This is a genomic window from Mycobacterium sp. UNC410CL29Cvi84 (genome assembly GCF_000686745.1).
In the GTDB taxonomy this organism is placed as follows: Bacteria; Actinomycetota; Actinomycetes; order Mycobacteriales; family Mycobacteriaceae; genus Mycobacterium; species Mycobacterium mucogenicum_B.
In genome coordinates, this window is record NZ_JMLM01000024.1 from 57,450 (window position 1) to 77,563 (window position 20,114).

17 protein-coding genes are annotated in these 20,114 nt (G+C 63.9%); 8 read left to right on the forward strand and 9 right to left on the reverse strand.

Going from position 1 to position 20,114, the window contains the following annotated elements:
* Positions 1–72 precede the first annotated feature (72 nt).
* Positions 73–933 carry a TylF/MycF/NovP-related O-methyltransferase gene (locus tag BR47_RS0125510; protein WP_231506779.1) on the forward strand — a complete coding sequence of 287 codons (861 nt, stop codon included), beginning with the start codon at positions 73–75 and terminating at the stop codon, positions 931–933.
* 77 nt (positions 934–1,010) lie between these two features.
* On the opposite strand, the gene BR47_RS0125515 is transcribed toward BR47_RS0125510, so the two are convergent.
* Together BR47_RS0125515 and BR47_RS33345 are read right to left on the reverse strand one after the other, a co-directional pair.
* Positions 1,011–2,471 (reverse strand): lipopolysaccharide biosynthesis protein, encoded by a 1,461-nt coding sequence (locus BR47_RS0125515; RefSeq protein ID WP_036427750.1) that lies wholly within the window; start codon positions 2,469–2,471, stop codon positions 1,011–1,013.
* A 9-nt stretch (positions 2,472–2,480) separates the two neighbouring features.
* Entirely contained in the window at positions 2,481–3,353 is an 873-nt protein-coding gene (locus BR47_RS33345; RefSeq protein ID WP_141772317.1) for a sulfotransferase family protein, read from the reverse strand.
* Between the two features lie 413 nt (positions 3,354–3,766).
* Between BR47_RS33345 and BR47_RS32295 the strand changes: the two genes are divergently transcribed.
* Positions 3,767–4,441 (forward strand): class I SAM-dependent methyltransferase, encoded by a 675-nt coding sequence (locus BR47_RS32295; protein WP_051635002.1) that lies wholly within the window; start codon positions 3,767–3,769, stop codon positions 4,439–4,441.
* 141 nt (positions 4,442–4,582) lie between these two features.
* Here BR47_RS32295 and BR47_RS33350 read toward each other — a convergent pair whose 3' ends face one another.
* The 4 genes from BR47_RS33350 to rfbA form a co-directional block, all read right to left on the reverse strand.
* Positions 4,583–5,047: a hypothetical protein gene (locus tag BR47_RS33350; RefSeq protein WP_141772318.1), complete on the reverse strand. Its 465-nt coding sequence runs from the start codon at positions 5,045–5,047 to the stop codon at positions 4,583–4,585.
* Positions 5,048–5,115: 68 nt separating this feature from the next.
* Positions 5,116–6,312, reverse strand: a complete 1,197-nt coding sequence (locus BR47_RS0125530; protein WP_081831399.1) for a DUF1972 domain-containing protein — start codon at positions 6,310–6,312, stop codon at positions 5,116–5,118.
* A gap of 655 nt (positions 6,313–6,967) precedes the next feature.
* Positions 6,968–8,089, reverse strand: a complete 1,122-nt coding sequence (locus tag BR47_RS32300) for an acyltransferase family protein (RefSeq protein ID WP_081831400.1) — start codon at positions 8,087–8,089, stop codon at positions 6,968–6,970.
* A gap of 67 nt (positions 8,090–8,156) precedes the next feature.
* Positions 8,157–9,062, reverse strand: a complete 906-nt coding sequence (gene rfbA, locus BR47_RS31480) for a glucose-1-phosphate thymidylyltransferase RfbA (protein ID WP_051635004.1) — start codon at positions 9,060–9,062, stop codon at positions 8,157–8,159.
* Positions 9,063–9,137: 75 nt separating this feature from the next.
* Here rfbA and BR47_RS0125545 point away from each other — a divergent pair, with 75 nt between their 5' ends.
* On the forward strand, positions 9,138–9,650 hold the full coding sequence (locus tag BR47_RS0125545) for an arsenate reductase/protein-tyrosine-phosphatase family protein (RefSeq protein ID WP_029121224.1): 513 nt from the start codon (positions 9,138–9,140) through the stop codon (positions 9,648–9,650).
* Between the two features lie 4 nt (positions 9,651–9,654).
* Here BR47_RS0125545 and BR47_RS0125550 read toward each other — a convergent pair whose 3' ends face one another.
* Positions 9,655–10,734: an NAD(P)H-dependent amine dehydrogenase family protein gene (locus BR47_RS0125550; protein WP_029121225.1), complete on the reverse strand. Its 1,080-nt coding sequence runs from the start codon at positions 10,732–10,734 to the stop codon at positions 9,655–9,657.
* Between the two features lie 395 nt (positions 10,735–11,129).
* Between BR47_RS0125550 and BR47_RS0125555 the strand changes: the two genes are divergently transcribed.
* Complete coding sequence (locus BR47_RS0125555; protein WP_020103479.1) at positions 11,130–12,965, forward strand: acyl-CoA dehydrogenase; 1,836 nt, start codon at positions 11,130–11,132, stop codon at positions 12,963–12,965.
* A gap of 248 nt (positions 12,966–13,213) precedes the next feature.
* On the opposite strand, the gene BR47_RS0125560 is transcribed toward BR47_RS0125555, so the two are convergent.
* Together BR47_RS0125560 and BR47_RS0125565 are read right to left on the reverse strand one after the other, a co-directional pair.
* Positions 13,214–14,056 (reverse strand): endonuclease domain-containing protein, encoded by an 843-nt coding sequence (locus BR47_RS0125560; RefSeq protein WP_029121226.1) that lies wholly within the window; start codon positions 14,054–14,056, stop codon positions 13,214–13,216.
* A 280-nt stretch (positions 14,057–14,336) separates the two neighbouring features.
* The gene (locus BR47_RS0125565) at positions 14,337–15,515 is read right to left on the reverse strand and encodes a PucR family transcriptional regulator (protein WP_029121227.1); all 1,179 of its coding nucleotides are present in this window, start codon (positions 15,513–15,515) and stop codon (positions 14,337–14,339) included.
* Between the two features lie 108 nt (positions 15,516–15,623).
* On the opposite strand from BR47_RS0125565, the gene BR47_RS0125570 reads away from it, so the two are divergent.
* The 4 genes from BR47_RS0125570 to BR47_RS0125590 all read left to right on the forward strand — a co-directional run.
* Positions 15,624–17,126 carry a long-chain-fatty-acid--CoA ligase gene (locus BR47_RS0125570; RefSeq protein ID WP_029121228.1) on the forward strand — a complete coding sequence of 501 codons (1,503 nt, stop codon included), beginning with the start codon at positions 15,624–15,626 and terminating at the stop codon, positions 17,124–17,126.
* Position 17,127: 1 nt separating this feature from the next.
* On the forward strand, positions 17,128–18,813 hold the full coding sequence (locus tag BR47_RS0125575) for a PHA/PHB synthase family protein (RefSeq protein WP_029121229.1): 1,686 nt from the start codon (positions 17,128–17,130) through the stop codon (positions 18,811–18,813).
* Positions 18,810–19,625 carry a poly(3-hydroxyalkanoate) depolymerase gene (phaZ, locus tag BR47_RS0125580; protein WP_029121230.1) on the forward strand — a complete coding sequence of 272 codons (816 nt, stop codon included), beginning with the start codon at positions 18,810–18,812 and terminating at the stop codon, positions 19,623–19,625. The genes BR47_RS0125575 and phaZ overlap by 4 nt, the downstream gene beginning before the upstream one ends.
* A 267-nt stretch (positions 19,626–19,892) precedes the next feature.
* Positions 19,893–20,114, forward strand: a 222-nt coding sequence (locus tag BR47_RS0125590) for a transposase family protein (protein WP_029118606.1), incomplete at its 3' end; no start/stop codon positions are given.

Sequence of the window (20,114 nt, forward strand, 5' to 3'; positions counted from 1 at the left end):
AGGTCCCCGTACCGACCTGGGACGGGGTACGACAACCCGCCCCTGAGAAGCCGTAAAAGGCGGTAGCATTCGATGGCCGACGACCAGAAGATCGGGACAGGACAGCGCAGCATGACGGACACTCGCGAGCAACAGCTGTATATCGAACTCCTCAAACGCATGTTGACCAGATATGGGTTCAGCGAAGGTGCCTTGCGCGAGGTCCGCCCAAGAAAGAAGCTGTATTTTCGGCCCCTGGCCAGGACCCTGCGAAACCACGGGTTTGTGCTGGCACGCCCAGAGCCCTATGACCCGGTTCAGCGTGAATTGGGTCGTGACTGGCCTGCACACGCCGAAACCATGGTGGGCTTGCGCAGGCTCGACAACCTGCATAACTGCATCAGGGACATCATTAGCGACGACGTCCCCGGCGACCTCGTGGAAACTGGCGTCTGGCGAGGGGGATCCTCCATATTCATGAAGGGTGTTCTCACGGCCTACGGTGAGAAGCGAGAAATATGGTTGTGTGACTCTTTCGAGGGCCTGCCCCCGCCTGATGAGGTCAACTTCCCCCTCGACGCTGGAATCCGACTGGACCAGGCATCGTTCTTCCTGGGGGTGAACGAAGACGCCGTCAAGCGAAATTTCGAACGTTACGGGCTGTTCGACGACAGCGTGCATTTTGTCAAAGGCTGGTTCAAGGACACACTGAATACCGTTCCTATCGAACAGATTTCGCTGCTACGACTGGACGGCGACTTGTATGAGTCCACGATTCAGGCACTTGAACCGCTCTATCCAAAGCTCTCAGTCGGTGGCTACTGCGTCATTGATGACTACGGCAACATCGAGGCTTGCCGGCGCGCTGTTCACGATTATCGATCTGCGCACGGTATCGACGACCAGATCATCGATATTGATGGCTATGGCGCCTTTTGGCGCAAGTCCTCCTGACCGGCGACAGTCAACATTGGGCACCAGGATACGAGGAGCCTTCAACCCTCAGGCCACCAGGCCGTGGCCGGCCACCTTCAGGGCGCAACCCCCGTCGCACGTCCGCGGAGATGGCCGGCGATGCTCACCAACTCGTCATACAGACTGCGGTGACACATGCGCACGACGGCCGCGGCAGCGGCGACGCTGAGTGTCGTTCCGACAACCAGCAAACCAGCGCCTGCACTCGGCGCAACCCGCACGACGCCGAGATATACCGCTACGACCCACGCGCCCGCGTGAACGGCAGGTAGAAGCGAAGTGATCTGCGTTCGGATCGGAATTTCCAGAACACGCTTGCGGATGATCCACTCGATCGGAAGTAACAGACCGGTCGCGGTGGTCAAACCAGCAGCAACTCCGAAAACCCCGAAGGGCAGACCAGCGAAGATGCCGATCGTCGTGACGCTCGTTACCAAGAGCGCATACCGAAGTGCGAACGCCGCCTTGCCGAAACCAAGCAACAGCGACGAGGTTGAACACTTGTAGACCGTCTGCACCGCGCCTGCAAGAGTCATGACTTGAATAATCGGCACCGCGGAACGCCATTCCGGTCCAAAGAAGATTGCTATCCACTGAGGGGCTGCCACCGCGACCAGAGCCATAGCTGGTATGAAGAGGATTGCGAGCGCACGCACGGTTCTCGTCATCTGCGCCGCCGCAGCAGCGATATCGTCAGTCATCCGGGAAAACGCTGACAGCAACACCGGTCCGACGGTGGCCGTCGCGAGTGACACGGGCAGCATCAGTAGTCGGTACGCCAGAGCATAATTAGCGAGTGCCACTGGTCCCCAACGCCACCCAATCAGGACGTTGTCCACATTCGTTGCAACAGAGTTGAGCAACACCCCGGTCGCAGATGCCCGCCACGAGAACCCGAACAGTTCTGCCACGTGGCTCAGCCGCAGGTTCGGCCGGTAGGTCACACCCATGAACACCATCGCCAATAGGCCGACTAGATCCGTCGCGATCAGTTGGATCACTATTGCCCAGGCACTGTGCCAGATCAGCGCGGCGACCAGCCCGAACGCTCCACCAGAGACAACTCCCAGCGTATCGACGATAGCGATGGTTCGAAATTGCATGCTCCGGATCAGCATCGCACGCGGAGTAATAGCCGCCGAACGAATCACCAATTCGATGGACAGCACCGCCAACATGGGTCCAAGGGCGGGCGTATTCATAAATGCGGCCCAAAGCGGAGAAATGGCAGCGGTCGCGACGGTCAGGACGGTGCCGATCGCCACATTGATGGATACGGTGGCGCCGGGCATTTCGTCTGCGAGCGACGCCCGTTGGATCAGCGCTGCCGAGAACCCCTGGTCGACCAGGATGCACACAATGGCAATCAGGACGGTAGCCTGCGCAGCTACGCCGTATTCGTGCGGACCAAGCAGGCGCGCCAGTAATACGGTAAAGATCAGGCGAGAGCCTTCCCGGCCGAACATCGAAATGATGCTCCACCGCATCCCTGCGCCCAGACCGCTTTTAGCCGCCATATCGGCAGATCACCGCGCAAAGTCCCTCGAATGACTGCGTACGTAGACTTGTGAGCGGAACCGCGCAATCGACGTGGGCTTCGGCAGGGTATCAAGCAGGCACTGATTACCTGGGGTTTCTTCCGGAAGAGTCGGCGTCTGAAAGTTTGAATGCGGCCCGTCCAGACCGGCAATCACCTCGGCCAGACGGGCCTGGTTGCGAGTGAGCTCAGCGTCCACGGAAGGCCGGGCAATACGGCGTACCCGGGCCGCGGAGTTCAACTCAGACTCGGTGACGGGGAGCCCTGATTTCGCGCAGAACTCAACCAACTTGCCAATCCAAATGTCTGATTGCTCGGTCAGCAGCGCGTAGTCAGCAAAGAGAACTGAATGATTGGCGGCTGTCGTGAGCATATTGCGCGAATGACGCTCCCAAATCGCAAGACAAACGTCCATGCTCAATCGGTCGCGCCTTGCGATACTCGCGGCTACTTCCAATGGATCGCGATAGGGGATCAATAGTGGCTGAACGCCGAGTACACGATCCCAGAATGGGAGCAACACTGTCAGGCGCGGGTCCTTCCAAAGCCACCCTCTATCTTCTTCGAACGCGTGCCCAAATATCTGTCTCGCGCGATTGGTGCAGCTAACAAGAGAGGCCAGATTTTCGGACTTGTTGCGCTCAGCAGCCCTGGGCGTCCACCAGTTCTGTCCGGTGGTAGCAAGAAGGCGATCGTTGAAGTCGACAAGGCTGGTACTTTCCCAGTGGCCGTCCGGGTTCCATTCATTGCCACTCATCATGTCTGCACCACGCGGAGGACGCAGGCCGGCCAGCTCGGCTAACGCCGCCGCCGTGGAAGTGCCACTTCTACCAACGCCAGCAATTATCAGTCCAGCCGCCATCTGTAAACCTCACCGACAGTTCGCAATCGGATCAGCCGATCGCTCGATCAGGACCACGGATCTCACCAGTATTGGTAGGCCGCCAGAATACCCGATCACACGGCCTACCTAGGCCGGATTCCCTAGAACTCATCACCGAATGAGGCCGATTACGCGGCACGTCCAGAGAGACCGACCGCATCGGATTCCCTTTGGAGAGCATCGCTTTCGACGGTGTGATCGTCGCGATCCGCTAGGCAATCGGCAGCGCCACGCGGTGACCGCCGCTATGCCGACATACCCTCGGCGTACAACCTCCCGCCAGTTGGTCAACCTTGTATTTATCGCTGGATCGCCTGTGAGTCAGGACGCGAGGCTGAGGTACTTAGCCGTTAGAGACCTTCTTCGGCTAATCATTAGGTATTCTACGTTCCGTGACCTCCCCGTGGAGCGAATCGCAACGCGATGTCTGGGCGAGCTATGCCGACAAGGGAGCGGCCTACTTCGGGAGTGAGCGCGCCGACTACGTGGCTGCGCTGCCCCGGGGTGCGAACGTTCTCGAGGTTGGCTGTGGCTCCGGCGCTACCGGAGTAGCGGCCCTCTCGTTGGGTCGAGCCGCAACCTACTGTGGCGTCGAGCTCGAGCCGGCGGCGGGCATGAGTGCAGCAGTCAACCTCACCGAGGTGATCATCGGGGACGTCGAAGTCATCGACCTTCCTTGGTCGCCAGGATCGTTCGATGCACTCATCCTCAGCGAGGTTCTCGAGCATCTGCGGGATCCATGGGCGGCGTTGCGAAAGCTCCGACCGCTCCTCAAACCCGGAGCCGTCGTCTACGCAAGCTCGCCGAACGTAGCCCACCAACGGATTATCCGAATGCTCATCGCCGGCGATTGGCGCCTTGAGAAAGAAGGCCCCATGGACGCGACGCACTTGCGGTGGTTCACTCCAACGACGTATGCCGCGATGTTCGCCGACTGCGGCTTCGTCGTTGATTCCGTCCAACCGCTTTCGCCTCTAACGACGAAGCAGCGTGTGATATCCGCCTTGACACGGAGACCGCATCTCTTTTGGTGGCAGATCGACTTACGCGCACACGTACCGTCGTAATCTCCCACGGGTAGATCGAAAACAGATCGAGACGGCCGGGCACACCACAGCACCCCATGGATGTCGGCTGCCCGAGTGGGCTGAGCTCCTCCCGAACCGAATGGGAGCAAGCTACCGGACTATCAAATGTGCGTGCCCTAGCTAGTTGTCGACTTCGTCGCACCCCTTCAGAGGGAACCACTCGGGGTGCGACGCCTTCATCTTCACGCATATATCTGGATTTGCACGAAGCCATTTCTCCTGCGCCGCTGCCGCTTTCGCTTTACGGCCGGTCGGACTCCCCGCCGAGTTGCCAGGATGTGTTGCGTCTGCCACTGGCGCATTGCAATCCAGTGACAACAGCAGCTTGGCAGGGTTGTTTACCGAGCCGAAGTGCGATGCCGAGCGAAGCACCTGACTTACGACCATGCAATCGTCTCGCGCAAGCTCCGTACCTACGGTCGTCGAAACCTCAAACGGAAACTTCCACTTCGTTAACGCGCCAGCCGCCTCGCTATACGTCTTGCCCACCATCGACGGCATTGTGAAGGCGTTGGCGGCTCCTGCGCTAGCTAGCACCCCGCCGAACAGCGACAATGCGACGGCGCAGCCAAGTATCTTGCCCACAAGAGCCTCCTCCGAAGAGTTTGGGATCAATTTGAAAGGACCTTGCATGGCATTCGTTCGGAAGGCCACTACATCGCCAGGCGCTGGGTTGCCACCGAGCGCGACACTGGAACATTCAGCGCCGCTGCGCGACGCAGGATCGGATGCACTTCGGCGTGCGCAGCCACTCCACGGGCCTCCATCACCGCCCGCAGTGCACCGTCATAGCCGCGGGCTACCGATGCCCACGAATAGTGCTGCGCCGCCCGCAGCATCCCGGCGTGCGAGTCTTCCTCCCTGACAGCAGGGTTGTCCATCAGATGGAGCACGTTTTTGGCGATCAACTCAGGATCATCGGAGACGAACTCGCCGGCCGAACCGAGCACCTCACGGTTGTAGTCGGTGTCTCGCGCCAGAATCGGTGCACCTGCGGCCATTGCCTGCACCAACGCTGGGTTCGTCCCACCAACACTGTGTCCGTGGAAATATAGGCCCGCGTGTTGCCACAGCGCGAGAAGCAGCGAGTCATCGTGCACATGGCCCAACCACGTCACCGAGGGATGGGCGGACAGTCGGCGCGCGGCGTCGTCCAACTCACCGCCGTATCCGGAGCTTCCGACGATCACCACGGGGTACTGCTCAGCGATGGCCGGTACGGCTTGAAAGAACTGCGACACCGTGTTTTCAGGTACGAATCGCGTTACCACCAAGACGTATCCGCGATGCGTCAGCCCCGCCGGCACCGGTAGGTCAGGCGTGATATCGCCGCCGTAGGGTATGAACGTCCCGTCCGCATCGAAGGTCTCTTTCCAATACCTGGCGATCCGTCGTGCGTCGAAAACCAGCCCGTCGGCCCACCTCGCGGTACATACGGCCGCCTGCCGAAAGACGCTCTTGGCCAACGGACTCCACTTATCGCGTTCCCATTCGAGTCCGTCGACATTCACCAGCGTCGGGATACCGCGTGCCCGGAGGATCGGTAGGAAGTACCCATTTGCGCAATTCATGATCAATGCGACGTCCGGCTTACGCGCCGCAGCATCCAAGGCGGCCGTCAGACCGTGCGACAGCGTGCTCAGCTTCTGAGTCTCCACACCCCAGCTGATCCTGCGCTTGATGCGCGGGTCCAACGTGGGGTCGTCCGGCTTGGTCGCACCTCGCCGGCCATACACCGTGACATCCCAGCCCATATCGGCGAGATCGGGCGCAAGTTTTCGGACGGCCGTCTCAAATCCCCCGTAATAGCTGGGATATCCACGCGTTCCGATAATTGCCACTGAAGACATCAGGCCCCCGATCCAGACCAAATACCTAGTACGGCTTAACGGGTCTCTGATGCGCTACTCATGGAACTCACACAGAGGCCCGGTACGAGAGCGATGCTACGACCACTTCGAAGCCTCAGGAAGCTCTTTCGCCAAGTTTTTTGCTAAAACGTCAATATACCCATATTGCATTTCGTTAGCCCGATTTATCATTTCACCGAATAGCAACTAGCGAGAAATAGGCACGCCAGACTCGCGACCACCGCAGGCGTCGCCACAGCAAGGCTGCCTAAATTACCCCCACGTCAAATAGATGCTGGTCACGGGCCTGCGTCCGCGTTGCGACCAACTACGTCGGGCGACTCGCCACGCTTCACCGAATGAAGCCGTCACCCGTCCGTTCCTATCGCCAGCAACGTCCCGATGTGTCTCATCGATCTAGCAACGACGAGGGTCCGTTCCCTGCGACAAACGCGATGAAAGGGTGCAAACCGCCGCTGACGCGGCCGAATGCCCGGCGGCGAAGCGTCGCACCGTGCTAGCCCACGCCCGTGGTCGGTCGCCGGACCTGGAATCCATGGCCACCGCCGTCGCGTACATCAGGGGTCGGACATGCGTGCTTCAACAGGCCGAGTGGGGCCCTGCCCTGAGTGAAGGGCGGACGGCTCGCCTGGGATCAGTGCTGGCGTGCCGCGCGCCTAGGGCCATCGATCGAGAGGCTGTCCTTCGCCTTCAGGAACGGGCTTTCTACGAACCGCCAGGAGAGGATCGCAGCCACAAACGTCAAAGGAACCCCAATAATGCCGAGCGGCACCGGTTCAACGAAACCCAAGCGAAACCGGAGGACCATATATATCGGGTAATGCCAAATATAGAGCCCATAGCAGATGCGACCCATAAAAACCAATATCGGAGACCGAAATACGAGATGAGGAATCGTCTGTTCTGGGAGCACCAGCGCGGTAATCAAACATGCCGAAGCCAAGGTGAAAATCAATGAAATCCCGCCGTACATGGCCCGATTATGTTGATCCATCGTGATCCCTGCGACGATCAATGCCACTAGGGACGGTACTGCCAATAGCTTCGCAGCGCGCTGAAGCCGCGCACTTTGACGGACACCCGGAATCGCCATTGCGACTCCCAGCGCACAGCCGATCAGCAGTGCGTCACCGCGCATGTCGGTTCCGTTGAATAGGCGAGCTTCGGACGCCCCCTGTAAGGTGAGCCAGCTACGCCAGCTGGCGAATCCTAGTGCCAGCACCACGATGACTGCGACCAGACGCATCCGAAGCCCAATGACCTTCAGTAATAGTGTGAGGGCGACAGGCCACAGCAGATAGAACTGCTCTTCCACCGCCAGCGACCACGTATGACCGAGGTATTCGGGCATCGGAACCTCAAAGGCCCTGGTCCAGTTGGATGTGTAGGTAGCCGCGACCACAGCCTGAGTTAGCTGCCCGCGGAAATCGTAGAGAATCAGGTACGCGACAACGACAAACGCAAGGATCATCGCGTAGTTCGCGGGAAAGAGTCGAAGCACGCGCCGCAGGTAGAAGGTGCCGAATCCGACGCTCCCCGTCTTTGTCCATCGCTTCAGCAGCAACGACGTGATCAGATACGCGCTCATCACAAAGAACATATCCATATATATGAATGCGCCTGGGCACCAACGGATATCGAGGTGGGCCGCCAGAACGCAAAGCGTGGCCGTCCCTCGCAAGCCGTCGAGCCCAGGGTTATAGCCGAGCGGATAACGGCTTGGGTCGTAACGGAGCCATTCAGGAAGTAACGTCATTCACCCCCCTAAACGGGGAGAGGTCGGCAATTACCGGAAATGCACGTTGACACCCCAAGGCCTCCGATCAATGCCCGGGGGCACTCACGGCAGCACGCGGCCGGCATTTCTCGCGGTCCAGCAGATCAAGTAGATACCAGCCATATCCGGACTTCACCTGGCACTCCGCCCGCTCCCGAAGCTCGTCATCGGTGAGAAATCCTTGTCGCCACGCAACCTCCTCTGGCACACCGATTTTCAACCCGCTGCGCCGTTCCATGGTGCGTACGAAGTCGGCGGCATCAGTCATGCTGTCGACCGTGCCTGTGTCCAGCCACACGGTGCCGCGCGGCAGCACCTGAACATGGAGTTCACCCCGGTCGAGGTACGCCCGGTTGACATCGGTGATCTCATACTCGCCGCGCTGGCTCGGCTGGAGATGCCGCGCAACCTCGACGACATCGTTGTCATAAAAGTACAAGCCGGGGACGGCGTAGTTGCTTCTGGCGATCTTGGGCTTTTCTTCCAGTGATATCGCGATGCCCTGCTCGTCGAATTCGATCACGCCATATTGACTGGGCTCGGCCACCCGATAGGCGAAAATCGCCCCGCCGACGACGTCGTTGAAGGTCTGCAGTTGCGTACCCAGCCCTGGCCCGTACAGCAGATTGTCGCCCAGTATCAGTGCGACCTTCCCAGACCCGATGAACTCGGCACCGATCGTGAATGCCTGGGCCAACCCATCCGGCGACGGCTGTTGCGCGTACGCGATCGACGCTCCAAACTGCGACCCGTCGCCCAGCAGTCGTTCAAAGCTTGGTGCATCGAAGGGCGTTGTGATGACCAGGATGTCGCGAATCTGCGCCAAAAGCAGCGTTGAAAGCGGGTAATAGACCATCGGCTTGTCGTAGACCGGGATCAATTGCTTGGACACACCCAGCGTGATCGGATGCAGCCTCGTGCCTGAGCCGCCCGCTAGGATGATGCCCTTCACGGGCATATCGTGGCACGCGCGGATCGCGCGCACACGGTTATTGACGTTTGCGTTAGAGTTGGCTGGGAGGTTGGTCTGCGCATCCTGTTCGTCTGCACCGGCAACATCTGCAGATCCCCTACGGCAGAACGACTTTCATCCGGAATCGCCGCGCAGAGGGGCATCGCGGACTTCGACGTGTCCAGCGCCGGGACCCGCGCCGTCATCGGGCATCCGATCCACCAGTTCGCAGCCGAGGTTCTCATCGGGCTCGGCGGCGACCCCACGAACTTCGCTGCGCGACAGCTGACTCCGCGAATCGCCTCCGACGCCGACCTTGTCCTGACGATGACGTCGGCGCACCGAACCGCCGTCCTCGAACTCGCGCCGCGTCAACTTCGGCGGACGTTCACACTCGGCGAAGCCTCTCTCTTGGCTTCGACCTACGGTGCGCGCACAGTGGCCGACCTCGCGGCGCTACGCCTCCGCCTGCCCGAACACCAGCCGGTGGAGATCGCCGATCCGATCGGTCGGGACCTGGCGACGTACGAGGTGATGGGCGAACAGATCGCGGCGCTGCTACCGGCCGTCCTCTCACTCAGCCCCTAGGCCTTCACGCCCAGCGCGTCGCCTCAACCTCGGCAGGCAGCGGCGTATGCAGCGGCACATCGAGACCGTCGTAGATGCCCGGCTTCTGGGTCGCGAGCCACTCGATCGCGCCGAGGAGCCGATTGGCCGCGGTGGTGTTGCCGCCGTCGGCGCGGGTGCCGCCGGGAACGTCGGCCCGCACCACGATCGTGAGCTGCGGATCGCCGTCGATGATCACGCGGTGATCGCCCACGCCCTCGTCAGGCTGCGGCCACTCCGGCGCGCAGGACGGGTCGATGCGGGTGATGTGCTCGATGATCACGCGTTGCACACCCTGCGACCAGCCGATGACCTCCAGCCGGAAGGCGCCCTGGGTGCCGGCTTCGAATCGGCCCATGACGTTCTCGACGGCCTCGGCCAGCGGCAGGCGCTCGCAGGTCTCGGTAATCTCGTCGATCTCGATGCCCAGCCCGCGGCCGATCAGCCGGACGTTGCCGCCCCAGACCATGGTCGGGATGGTCGGGATCAGCATCAACGGCGTCTCGTCCATCGAACCGCCGAAGCCGCAGCGCACGCGGACCGCTTCGGGCTGGTTGTAGGTCGAGTAGTCGAAGATCTCCTGGCACCGGATGGTCTTGATCCGAGTGCACAGCCCGGCCGCCGTCACGGCGAGCGCGTCGTTGCCCCATCCGGGATCGACACCCGACACCAGTAGCGAGGCGTTACCGGTGGCCGCCGCGTCGGCGAGCCGCTCGACCCATTCGGCCGGGGCCGAAGCCGGGTCATAGAGGGAGTACAGCGACGGCGTCACGACGTGCTTGCCGGCCCGCAGACAGCGCTCGATGTCGGCGATGGCCTCCTCCGGGCGGATATCCCCGGAAGACATATAGGCCACGGCGTCGCAGTCGGCGAGAGCGGCGTCGATGTCAGTGGTGGCGACCTTCCCGGTCGCGGTGTCCAGCTTGGCGAATGTCGCCGCGTCGCGGCCGGCCTTGTCCTCGCTCGAGGTGATGACCGCCGTCAGCTCAAGCCCCGGGAACGCGACCGCCGAGCGGATCGCCGTGGCCCCCATATTGCCTGTACCCCACACCGCTACCCGACGCATACCTCACATAACCACGGCATGGTGACCCGCCTCACAGCCACCCCCAGGATTGCCGTCGGGCCGCGCCGATCCGGGCTGAGATCACGGCGGGCGTAAGCCTTCGCATCCACCGCGAAGACGCCACAACAGGGCTCCCATTGGCCCCAACTGACACGTCATCCTCAGTTCCGGAAGTTTCCGGTGGCGGACATCACATTCGGACTAAACTGCAGGTCAGCGGCCATAAACCGGTCGCGAAACCACCCCGTTCAACCACTGGGTTGGTTAGCTGCGAAAAATTTGCTCTTGACTGCTTTGCGATGAAGTTACCCGGCGGTATAGTTAGCCCCAGTTACTGGTGGGTAACTTAGCCCTGAGTACCCAACCCCTACAGTCCATCTCATCGAGGAGAAATCGTGGGCCACTACAAGAGCAACGTCCGTGACCAGGTGTTCAACCTGTTCGAGGTCTTCGGCGTAGACAAGGCGATGGGTGAAGGCAAGTTCGCCGACCTGGACGCCGACACCGCCGGTGAAATGCTCAACGAGATCGCGCGCCTGGCCGAGGGCCCGATCGCCGATTCGTTCGCCGACGGCGACCGCAACCCGCCGGTCTTCGACCCCGCGACCCACACCGTCAAGCTTCCCGAGCCCTTCAAGAAGTCGATGCGCGCGCTGCTCGACGGCGGCTGGGACAAGGTCGGCCTGAAGGAAGAGCTCGGCGGCATGCCGATGCCCCGCGCGCTGCAGTGGGCCCTCATCGAGCACGTCCTCGGCGCCAACCCGGCCGCCTACATGTACGCCATGGGCTCGGGCATGTGCGAAATCTTCTACAACAACGGCACCGACGAGCAGAAGAAGTGGGCCGTTCTGGCTGCCGAGCGCGGCTGGGGCGCCACCATGGTGCTGACCGAGCCCGACGCCGGTTCTGACGTGGGCGCCGGCCGCACCAAGGCCACCCAGCAGGCCGACGGCACCTGGCACATCGACGGTGTGAAGCGATTCATCACCTCGGCCGACTCGGACGACCTGTTCGAAAACATCATGCACCTGGTCCTGGCCCGCCCCGAGGGCGCCGGCCCGGGCACCAAGGGTCTGTCGCTGTTCTTCGTGCCGAAGTTCCACTTCGACCCCGAGACCGGCGAGCCCGGCGAGCGCAACGGCGCCTTCGTCACCAACGTCGAGCACAAGATGGGCCTGAAGGTTTCGGCCACCTGTGAGCTGACCCTCGGCCAGCACGGCATCCCCGCCGTCGGTTGGCTCGTCGGCGAGGTCCACAACGGCATTGCGCAGATGTTCGACGTCATCGAGCAGGCCCGCATGATGGTCGGCACCAAGGCCATCGCGACCCTGTCGACCGGCTACCTGAACGCTCTCGAGTACGCCAAGACCCGCATCCAGGGTGCTGACCTGACCCAGATGATGGACAAGACCGCTCCGCGCGTCACGATCATGCACCACCCGGACGTTCGCCGGGCGCTGCTGACCCAGAAGTCCTACGCCGAGGGCCTGCGCGCCGTGTACCTGTACACCGCGTCGTTCCAGGACGCCGAGGTCGCCAAGGCCGTCCACGGTGTGGACGCCGAGCTGGCCTTCAAGGTCAACGACCTGATGCTCCCGATCGTCAAGGGTGTCGGCTCCGAGCGGGCCTACGAGAAGCTGACCGAGTCGCTGCAGACCTTCGGTGGTTCCGGCTTCCTGCAGGACTACCCGGTCGAGCAGTACATCCGCGACGCGAAGATCGACTCGCTGTACGAAGGCACCACCGCCATTCAGGCGCAGGACTTCTTCTTCCGCAAGATCATCCGCGACAAGGGCCAGGCCCTGGCCTTCGTCGCCGGCGAGATCGAGCAGCTGATCAAGAACCAGGACGGCAACGGCCGCCTGAAGGCCGAGCGCGAGCTGCTCGCCACCGCTCTGGGCGACGTCCAGGGCATGGCTGCCACCCTGACCGGCTACCTGATGGCCGCTCAGGAAGACCCGAAGTCGATCTACAAGGTCGGCCTGGGCTCGGTCCGCTTCCTGCTGGCCGTCGGTGACCTGGTCATCGGCTGGCTGCTGCTGAAGCAGGCCGCGGTCGCCATCAAGGCGCTCGACGAGGGCGCCACCGGCGACGACCGTGCGTTCTACGAGGGCAAGATCGCGTCGGCCTCGTTCTTCGCGAAGAACATGCTGCCGCTGCTCACCAGCGTCCGCGGTGTAATCGAGTCCATCGACAACGAGACCATGGAGCTGGACGAAGCGTCCTTCTGATCCAGGCAAAGTGAACGGCCCCCGCTTCGGCGGGGGCCGTTTTCTTTTGCGTTGACCGCCCCCGTACTTTGACTGTGCGCCACAGCCGACTTCCTGCGAGTGGTCGTCTGCTCCGACGCACAGTGAACTCCCGGGCTCATTGACCGTGCGCCACAGCAGAACTTCGACGAGTAGCCGTCTGCCAAGACGCACAGTCGATGCATGAGATCCAGCGGAGGCCCTGGAAGGGGCGGCGTGCGCCCGGCAACTCAAAGTCCTGGCCGCCAGAGGCGATTCCACTCGCGCTCCACCCGCCCAATCACGGACGCCTTGCGATGCCCTGCGGCAACCCTGACATGGGTCCACCCGACTTGCGCGATGTAGTCAGCACGCTCGATGTCGTAGGCCAGCGACTCAGCATGTTGCGCACCGTCGTACTCGACCGCAAGCATCAGGTCCTCCCAGCCCATGTCGAGGAAATACTTCGGGTTGCCGTCGGGCCCAGGTACCGGTATCTGAGTCTGAGGCTTGGGAAACCCCGCGCCGATCAACGTCAATCGCAATCGAGTTTCCTGCGGCGAATGCCCGCCGGGGTCGAACAAGCCCAGCGCTGGCTCCAGTTGCCTCAAGCCCCTGACATGAGGGTGGCGCGTGGCCAGCGCCAGAACATCGTCGGCCGTGAATCCGGTAACTCGAGCCAGGGCATCGAGGCGCGCCACTGCAGATCCGATCAGCTCCCGACGGCCAAGGTCGAACGCCGTCCGCTCCACGCTGGTAACGAGCAACCCGTGGACGCGGGTGACCTCGTCGTCGTAGACCAGATCGCGACGAGTGACCACGCCGCGAGGTGCGCGGATTTTGGCGCTGATCAGTTCGATGGGAATGTCGTCGGCCACCCAACTCGCGCCATGAAGAGCTGACGCAGCGGCTCCCGCGACGACGCCTTCCCGACCCGTCCACAACCACGCGGCTGTCGTGCGCTGCTGGAGCGACAGCTCTGTCCGCTTGTCCACGTAGATCTTCGGCATGAGCAGCCGGTAATAGCGGCTGAGCTCGTAGCGGTTGAGCATGCCGGTGGCCAGGGCCTCGCTGCCGACGAATGGTTCGGTCATAGCGACAGCGTCTCCGCCGCCGCAGACATCCACTGCAGTGTCAGCCATACCGGAGGCGGCGCTTGTGGACGGATCGCGAACTGTGGATAGCCTGCGCCCGCGTGATGCCGGACGCACACTCAATCCCCGGCCATCTCTGCACCGGTTGACTGTGCGCCACAGCAGAATCTCTGCGAGTAGCCGTCTGCCAAGCCGCACGATCAACGCCCCGGCGCCCCGCGAGCCGAGCCGAGCCGAGCCGCGACCCGAGCCCCGCCCAGCCCGGCCCCGCGAGCCCCAGCTAGTCAGGCAGACGCTGGCTGATCTCGAAAGCCAGACACAGCTCGGCGACGTCGCGCGGACGCGACAGGGACCGGCCCGTCCGCTCCTCGATGCGGTGCAGCCGGTGCCGAATTGTGTTGGGGTGACAGAAGATTGCGGCCGCCGCCTCGTTGGCGGATCCGCCGGCGTCGAGCCACGCCTGGAAGGTCTGAGAGAGGATCGCCCGTTCCTCGGAGGGCAGCCCACGGAGCCCGCCGAGCACCGACTCCTCGATGCGGTTCATCACCTCCGGCGCGCTGACGGCGGCGAACGCCAGCGGCGCGTCGTCGAAGGCGCAGACGAAGCCGTCACGGCTCGGCCTGCCGGCCACCGCCAGCCGGGCCAGGCGCAGACCCTCGCCGGTCTCCGCCAGGCTCGCGAAGGCCGGGCTGAGGCCGACCCGCGCCGTCGCGATCTTGCGCAGCACCTCGACCAGCACGTCGTACGTCGCGTCCTGCCGCAGGTGCACGACGCCGACCTGCAGATCGGGCAGCAGGCGCCAGGCCGACCGGATGTCGCGGGCCGCGAGCTTGCTCGCGATCTCGGGCAACCCGAGCTTGCCGATGGCCGGAATCTCGGCCGCCGCAACCACATACGGGCCCGTCGTCGGCAGCCCCAGCAGATCGGCCGCCTCCCACAGGCTCTGGTTGTCGGTGATGCGGCCGAGCAGCACCGCCTCGACCAGAGCCGACCGTTCCTCTTCCCGGTCCATGATCTGGCTGGTGAGCTCCTCCCGGTAGGCGCCGGTCATCGCCTGGGTGAACACGTCCTGGCTGAGGAAGATGCGCGCGCTGGCCTCCAGGATGGACTCGGTCGGAATGCCGGCCTCCCGCGCGGCGGCGACGCTGCTCTCCCACATGTACCGGAACCCGATGCGATAGGCCGTCATCACCGCGGCCAGCGGTATGCCCTCGACCGCCCGCTGCCGGCCGGTCGCTTCCGCCGGCGACAGGTCCGCCTCGCCGTCGTTGCAGAGGGTGTGGAACACGAAAGTCATGTTGGCGACGCAACTTTCGCGCACGTTCTCGCGCGCCGCGGGCGTGGCGCGGTAGCCGTCGATCCGGCTGTAGATGCGGTCGGCCAGTTGCTCGCCGAGCGCCTCCACACGCGTCAGCATGATCTGGCTGAGTTCCCGCATATGCTCGTCGACCCCGGCCATCAGCCAACCTTAGGTGAGGTGCCGATTGTGGCCGGTCACATTTGGCGGTGGTCACTGTTGTTCCCGCCACCATCGCCTCCGGAGCCGCGCCGAATCACGCTTGAAGGCATGACCAACCTCGCCCAGAACCTCGTCGCCAGCCGGACCCGTCGCCCCGACAGCGTCGCCCTCCGCTGCGACGACCAGACCTACACCTACGCCCAGTTCGACGACGCCGCCGCCCGCGTCGCCACGCTGCTGCGGCAGTCCGGCATCGAACCGGGTGACCGAGTGGGCGTCATGCTGCCGAACGGCCCGGCCTTCGCCGCCGCGTTCTACGGAATCCTGTACGCCGGCGCCGTCGCGGTGCCGATGAACCCGCTGCTCAAGGCCCCGGAGATCGAGTTCTACCTGTCCAATACGACGGCCAGGGCGCTGTTCGCACCCCCGGCCTTCGCCGGTGAGGCACAGGCCGGCGCCGAGGCGGCGGGCGCGGGCTGCTGGGTGGTCGACGACGCCGGGTTGGTGGCGCTGATCGACGGACTCGCGGCACAACCGGTCCCGGTCAACCGCGCGGACGACGACACCGCCGTCGTCCTCCACACGTCGGGTACGACGGGCAAGCCCAAGGGCGCCGAACTGACCCACGGCGGCCTGGGCCGCAACGCCGACGTCTGCGTGCGGACGCTGCTGAACATCGGGCCCGACGACGTCGTGATGGGCTGCCTGCCGCTGTTCCACGTGTTCGGCCTCACCTGCGGCCTGAACTCGGCGGTGCTGGCCGGTGCCACCCTGAGCCTGCTGCCCCGCTTCGATCCGGCCCGGACCCTGGAGCTGATCGAGCGTGACGGCGTCACCATCTTCGAGGGCGTCCCGACGATGTACTCGGCGCTCCTGGCCGCGGCCGGTACGGCGTCGACGGACACGCTGCGGATCGCCGTCTCGGGCGGCGCCGCGATTCCGGTGCAGGTGCTGCAGGACTTCGAGAAGACCTTCGACTGCCCGGTCTTGGAGGGCTACGGACTGTCCGAGACCTCGCCGGTGGCGGCGTTCAACCATCCGGACCGCCCGCGCAAGCCCGGGTCGATCGGTACCCCGGTCGAGGGCGTCGAGATGCGCGTCGTCGACAACGACGGCGCCGAGGTGGCGCAGGGCGAGCCCGGTGAAATCCAGATCCGCGGGCACAACGTCATGAAGGGCTACTGGAACCTGCCCGAAGCCACCGCCGAAGCCATCAACGCCGACGGCTGGTTCGCCACCGGCGACATCGCCCGGACCGACGAGGACGGCTACTACTACATCGTCGATCGCAAGAAGGCGCTCATCATCCGCGGCGGCTTCAACGTCTACCCCCGCGAGATCGAAGAGGTGCTCTACACCCACCCCGCCGTCGCCGAGGCGGCCGTCGTGGGCATCCCGCACGACTCGCTCGGCGAGGAGGTCGGCGCCGCCGTCAGCCTCAAGCCGGGCCTCGAGGTCGCCGCCGACGAACTCCGCGAGTTCGTCAAGAGCCAGGTGGCCGCCTACAAGTACCCGCGACGCATCTGGTTCCTCGACGACCTGCCCAAGGGCCCGACCGGGAAGCTCCTCCGTCGCGAAATCACCATCCCCACAACGGAAAGCGACAACTGAGATGGCAACCCTGCACCCCGATGAACTGGCCGCACCCCTGGACCTGCTGCTGACCAGCGCCACCAAGCCGTTCGCCCGCCGCATGATGCCGAACCAGGCCTGGGCCCGGATGGCCGCCAGCCTGGCCAAGCAGCCCGGCACCGTGCTCGACCGCGGCAAGGAACTGGCCCACGAGCTCGGCGACATCGCCACCGGCGACTCCGACCGGGCCCCGCAGCGCGCCGACAAGCGCTTCAGTGATACTGCGTGGCAACAGAATCCGCTACTGCACCGGATCATGCAGGGCTACCTGGCCGTGTCGGACACCGCCGAGAAGCTCTTCGCCGACGCCGACCTGGACTGGCGCGACGAAGCACAGATGCGGTTCGTGTTCGACAACGCCATCGAAGGTCTGGCCCCCACCAACAACCCGTTGATCAGCCCGCTGGGCTGGAAAGCGATGATCGACACCGGTGGCCTCAGCGCCGTCCGCGGCCTGAAAGCCTTTGCCCGCGACATCATGTCGTCACCACGGGTGCCTGCCATGGTCGAGCCGGACGCCTACACCGTCGGCGAGACGGTCGCCGTCACCAAGGGCGCCGTGGTGCTGCAGACCCGGATGTTCGAGCTGATCCAGTACGCGCCGCAGACCCCGACGGTGCATGCGGTGCCGCTGTTGATGGTGCCGCCGGTGATCAACAAGTACTACATCATGGACATCGCCCCCGGCCGCAGCATGATCGAGTACTTCGTGCAGCAGGGTCAGCAGGTGTTCGCCATCTCGTGGCGCAATCCACAAGCCCGGCACAAGGATTGGGACATCAACGCCTACGGGGCGGCGATCATCGAAGCCATCGACGCGGTGCGGGCCATCACCGGCGCAGCCGGCGCCCACCTGATGGCGAGCTGCTCGGGCGGCATCATCACGGCCATGACCGCGGCGCACCTGGCCGAGACCGGTGACGGCGACAAGGTCGCCAGCCTCACCCTCGCGGTGACGGTGCTGGATCAAGACCGCGCCGGATTCGCCTCTGCCGCAATGAGTGACCGGGCCGCCCAGGCCGCGATCGCGACCTCCGCAAAGAAGGGCTATCTGGACGGCAAGGCCATGGCCGAGATGTTCGCGTGGCTGCGGCCGACCGATCTGGTGTGGCGCTACTGGGTGAACAACTACGTACAGGGCCGCAGCCCGGCTGCGTTCGACGTCTTGTTCTGGAACGCCGACACCACCCGCATGGCGGCCGCGCTGCACCGCGACATGGTGCTGATGGGCCTGAACAATTCGCTCGTCACGCCCGGCGCGGTGAGCATGCTCGGCACGCCCGTCGACCTGTCCAAGATCACGTGCGACGCCTACGTCATCGGCGGCATCGCCGATCACATCTCACCGTGGCAGGCCACCTACCGCAGCGCGAAGTTGTTGGGCAGCAAGGACAATCGCTACGTGCTGTCCACCAGTGGCCACATCGCCGCACTGGTCAACCCGCCGGGGAACCCGAAGGCGTCGTACCGGATCGCCCAGGTGACCGACGGAACGCCGGAGGAATGGCTGACCGAGGCCGAAAAGTCCAGTGAATCTTGGTGGCCCGACTACGTCGCGTGGCTGGCCGAGCGCAGCGGCGACGACGTCGACGCCCCGAAGACGCTGGGCGCCGAGGGCTTCATCGCCACCGGCCCGGCGCCCGGCACGTACGTGCTGCAGAAATGACGGTCACCGAGCGCTACGTATCGGTCGGCGGCCAGCGGCTGCGGGTCCGCATCGACCATGGCACCGACCCGAGCGTGGTTCCGCTGGTGCTGTGCAACGGCATCGGCGCCAGCCTGGAAGTGCTCGACCCCTTCGTCGAGCACCTGCCGGGCACCGTGATCCGGTTCGACGTCCCCGGAACCGGCGGATCACCAACCTCGTTCGCGCCCTATGGCTTTCCCTACCTGGCCTGGGTGCTGGGCCGGCTGCTGAACAAACTGGGGTTCACGGTCGTCGACATCCTCGGCCTGTCGTGGGGTGGGGCGCTGGCACAGCAGTTCGCCTTTCAGAACCCCCGGCGCTGCCGCCGGCTGGTCCTCGTGGCCACCGGGACGGGGGCCGTGATGGTGCCCGGACATCCGCGGGTCCTGGCGAAAATGGTCACGCCGAAACGGTTCTCGAACACCTCGTACGCCGCCTCGATCGCCGGGGAACTCTACGGCGGTACCGTCCGGCAGCACGGCGACGACGTCGCCAAGCTGTTCCTGCAGCAGCTGCATGCCGGTTCGAAAATCGGTTACCTTCATCAATTGATGGCCGGCGCGGTGTGGACGAGCATCCACGCGCTGCCGGCGGTCCGGCAGGAGACCCTGATCGTGGCGGGCACCGACGACCCGATCATCCCGGTGGCCAACGCACGCATCATGAATTTCCTACTGCCGCACTCGCATCTGCATCTGCATTCCGGCGGACACGTCGACCTCATCACCAACGCCGGCGAGTTGGCGCCGGTGATCGCGCGGTTCCTCAATGAGCCGGGGGAACGCGCGTGATCGGGTGGAGGCTCGGTCGACGAGGGCGACGAGGACGGCGCCCATCGCGCTCGCCCGGGTTTCCGTGGAGCGGGTCGCCCGGGTTTCGGCGGAGCGGGTCGCCCGGCGGACGCCTCTCTCCCTTGGCACATGCGATCTGGAGCGGTCAACTTTCCTGGCTCTGTTGACGTATGTGTGGGTGATTTTGGGGTTTGAATAGCCGAACGCCGTTCTCGGTCTAGGTTTCTGGCTTGTCGAAGGTCAGTCACCAATAGAGCGGAGAACGGCGTGCGGGATGCCAGCTTATGGCGGGTCTTGTTGTGCGTCCAGAACACGGTCGTCGAGGACGTCGAGTTCGACGAGATGGCGCAGGTGTTGGTGGCCCATGTCCGGCCGCTGCGCGCCGCGGCGGGGCGGTGTGGCCTGTGCGGTGCGCGGGCCCGCTGGTACGACCAGGGCCGGGGCCGACGACGGTGGCGTTCACTGGATATGGGCACCACTGAGGTGTTC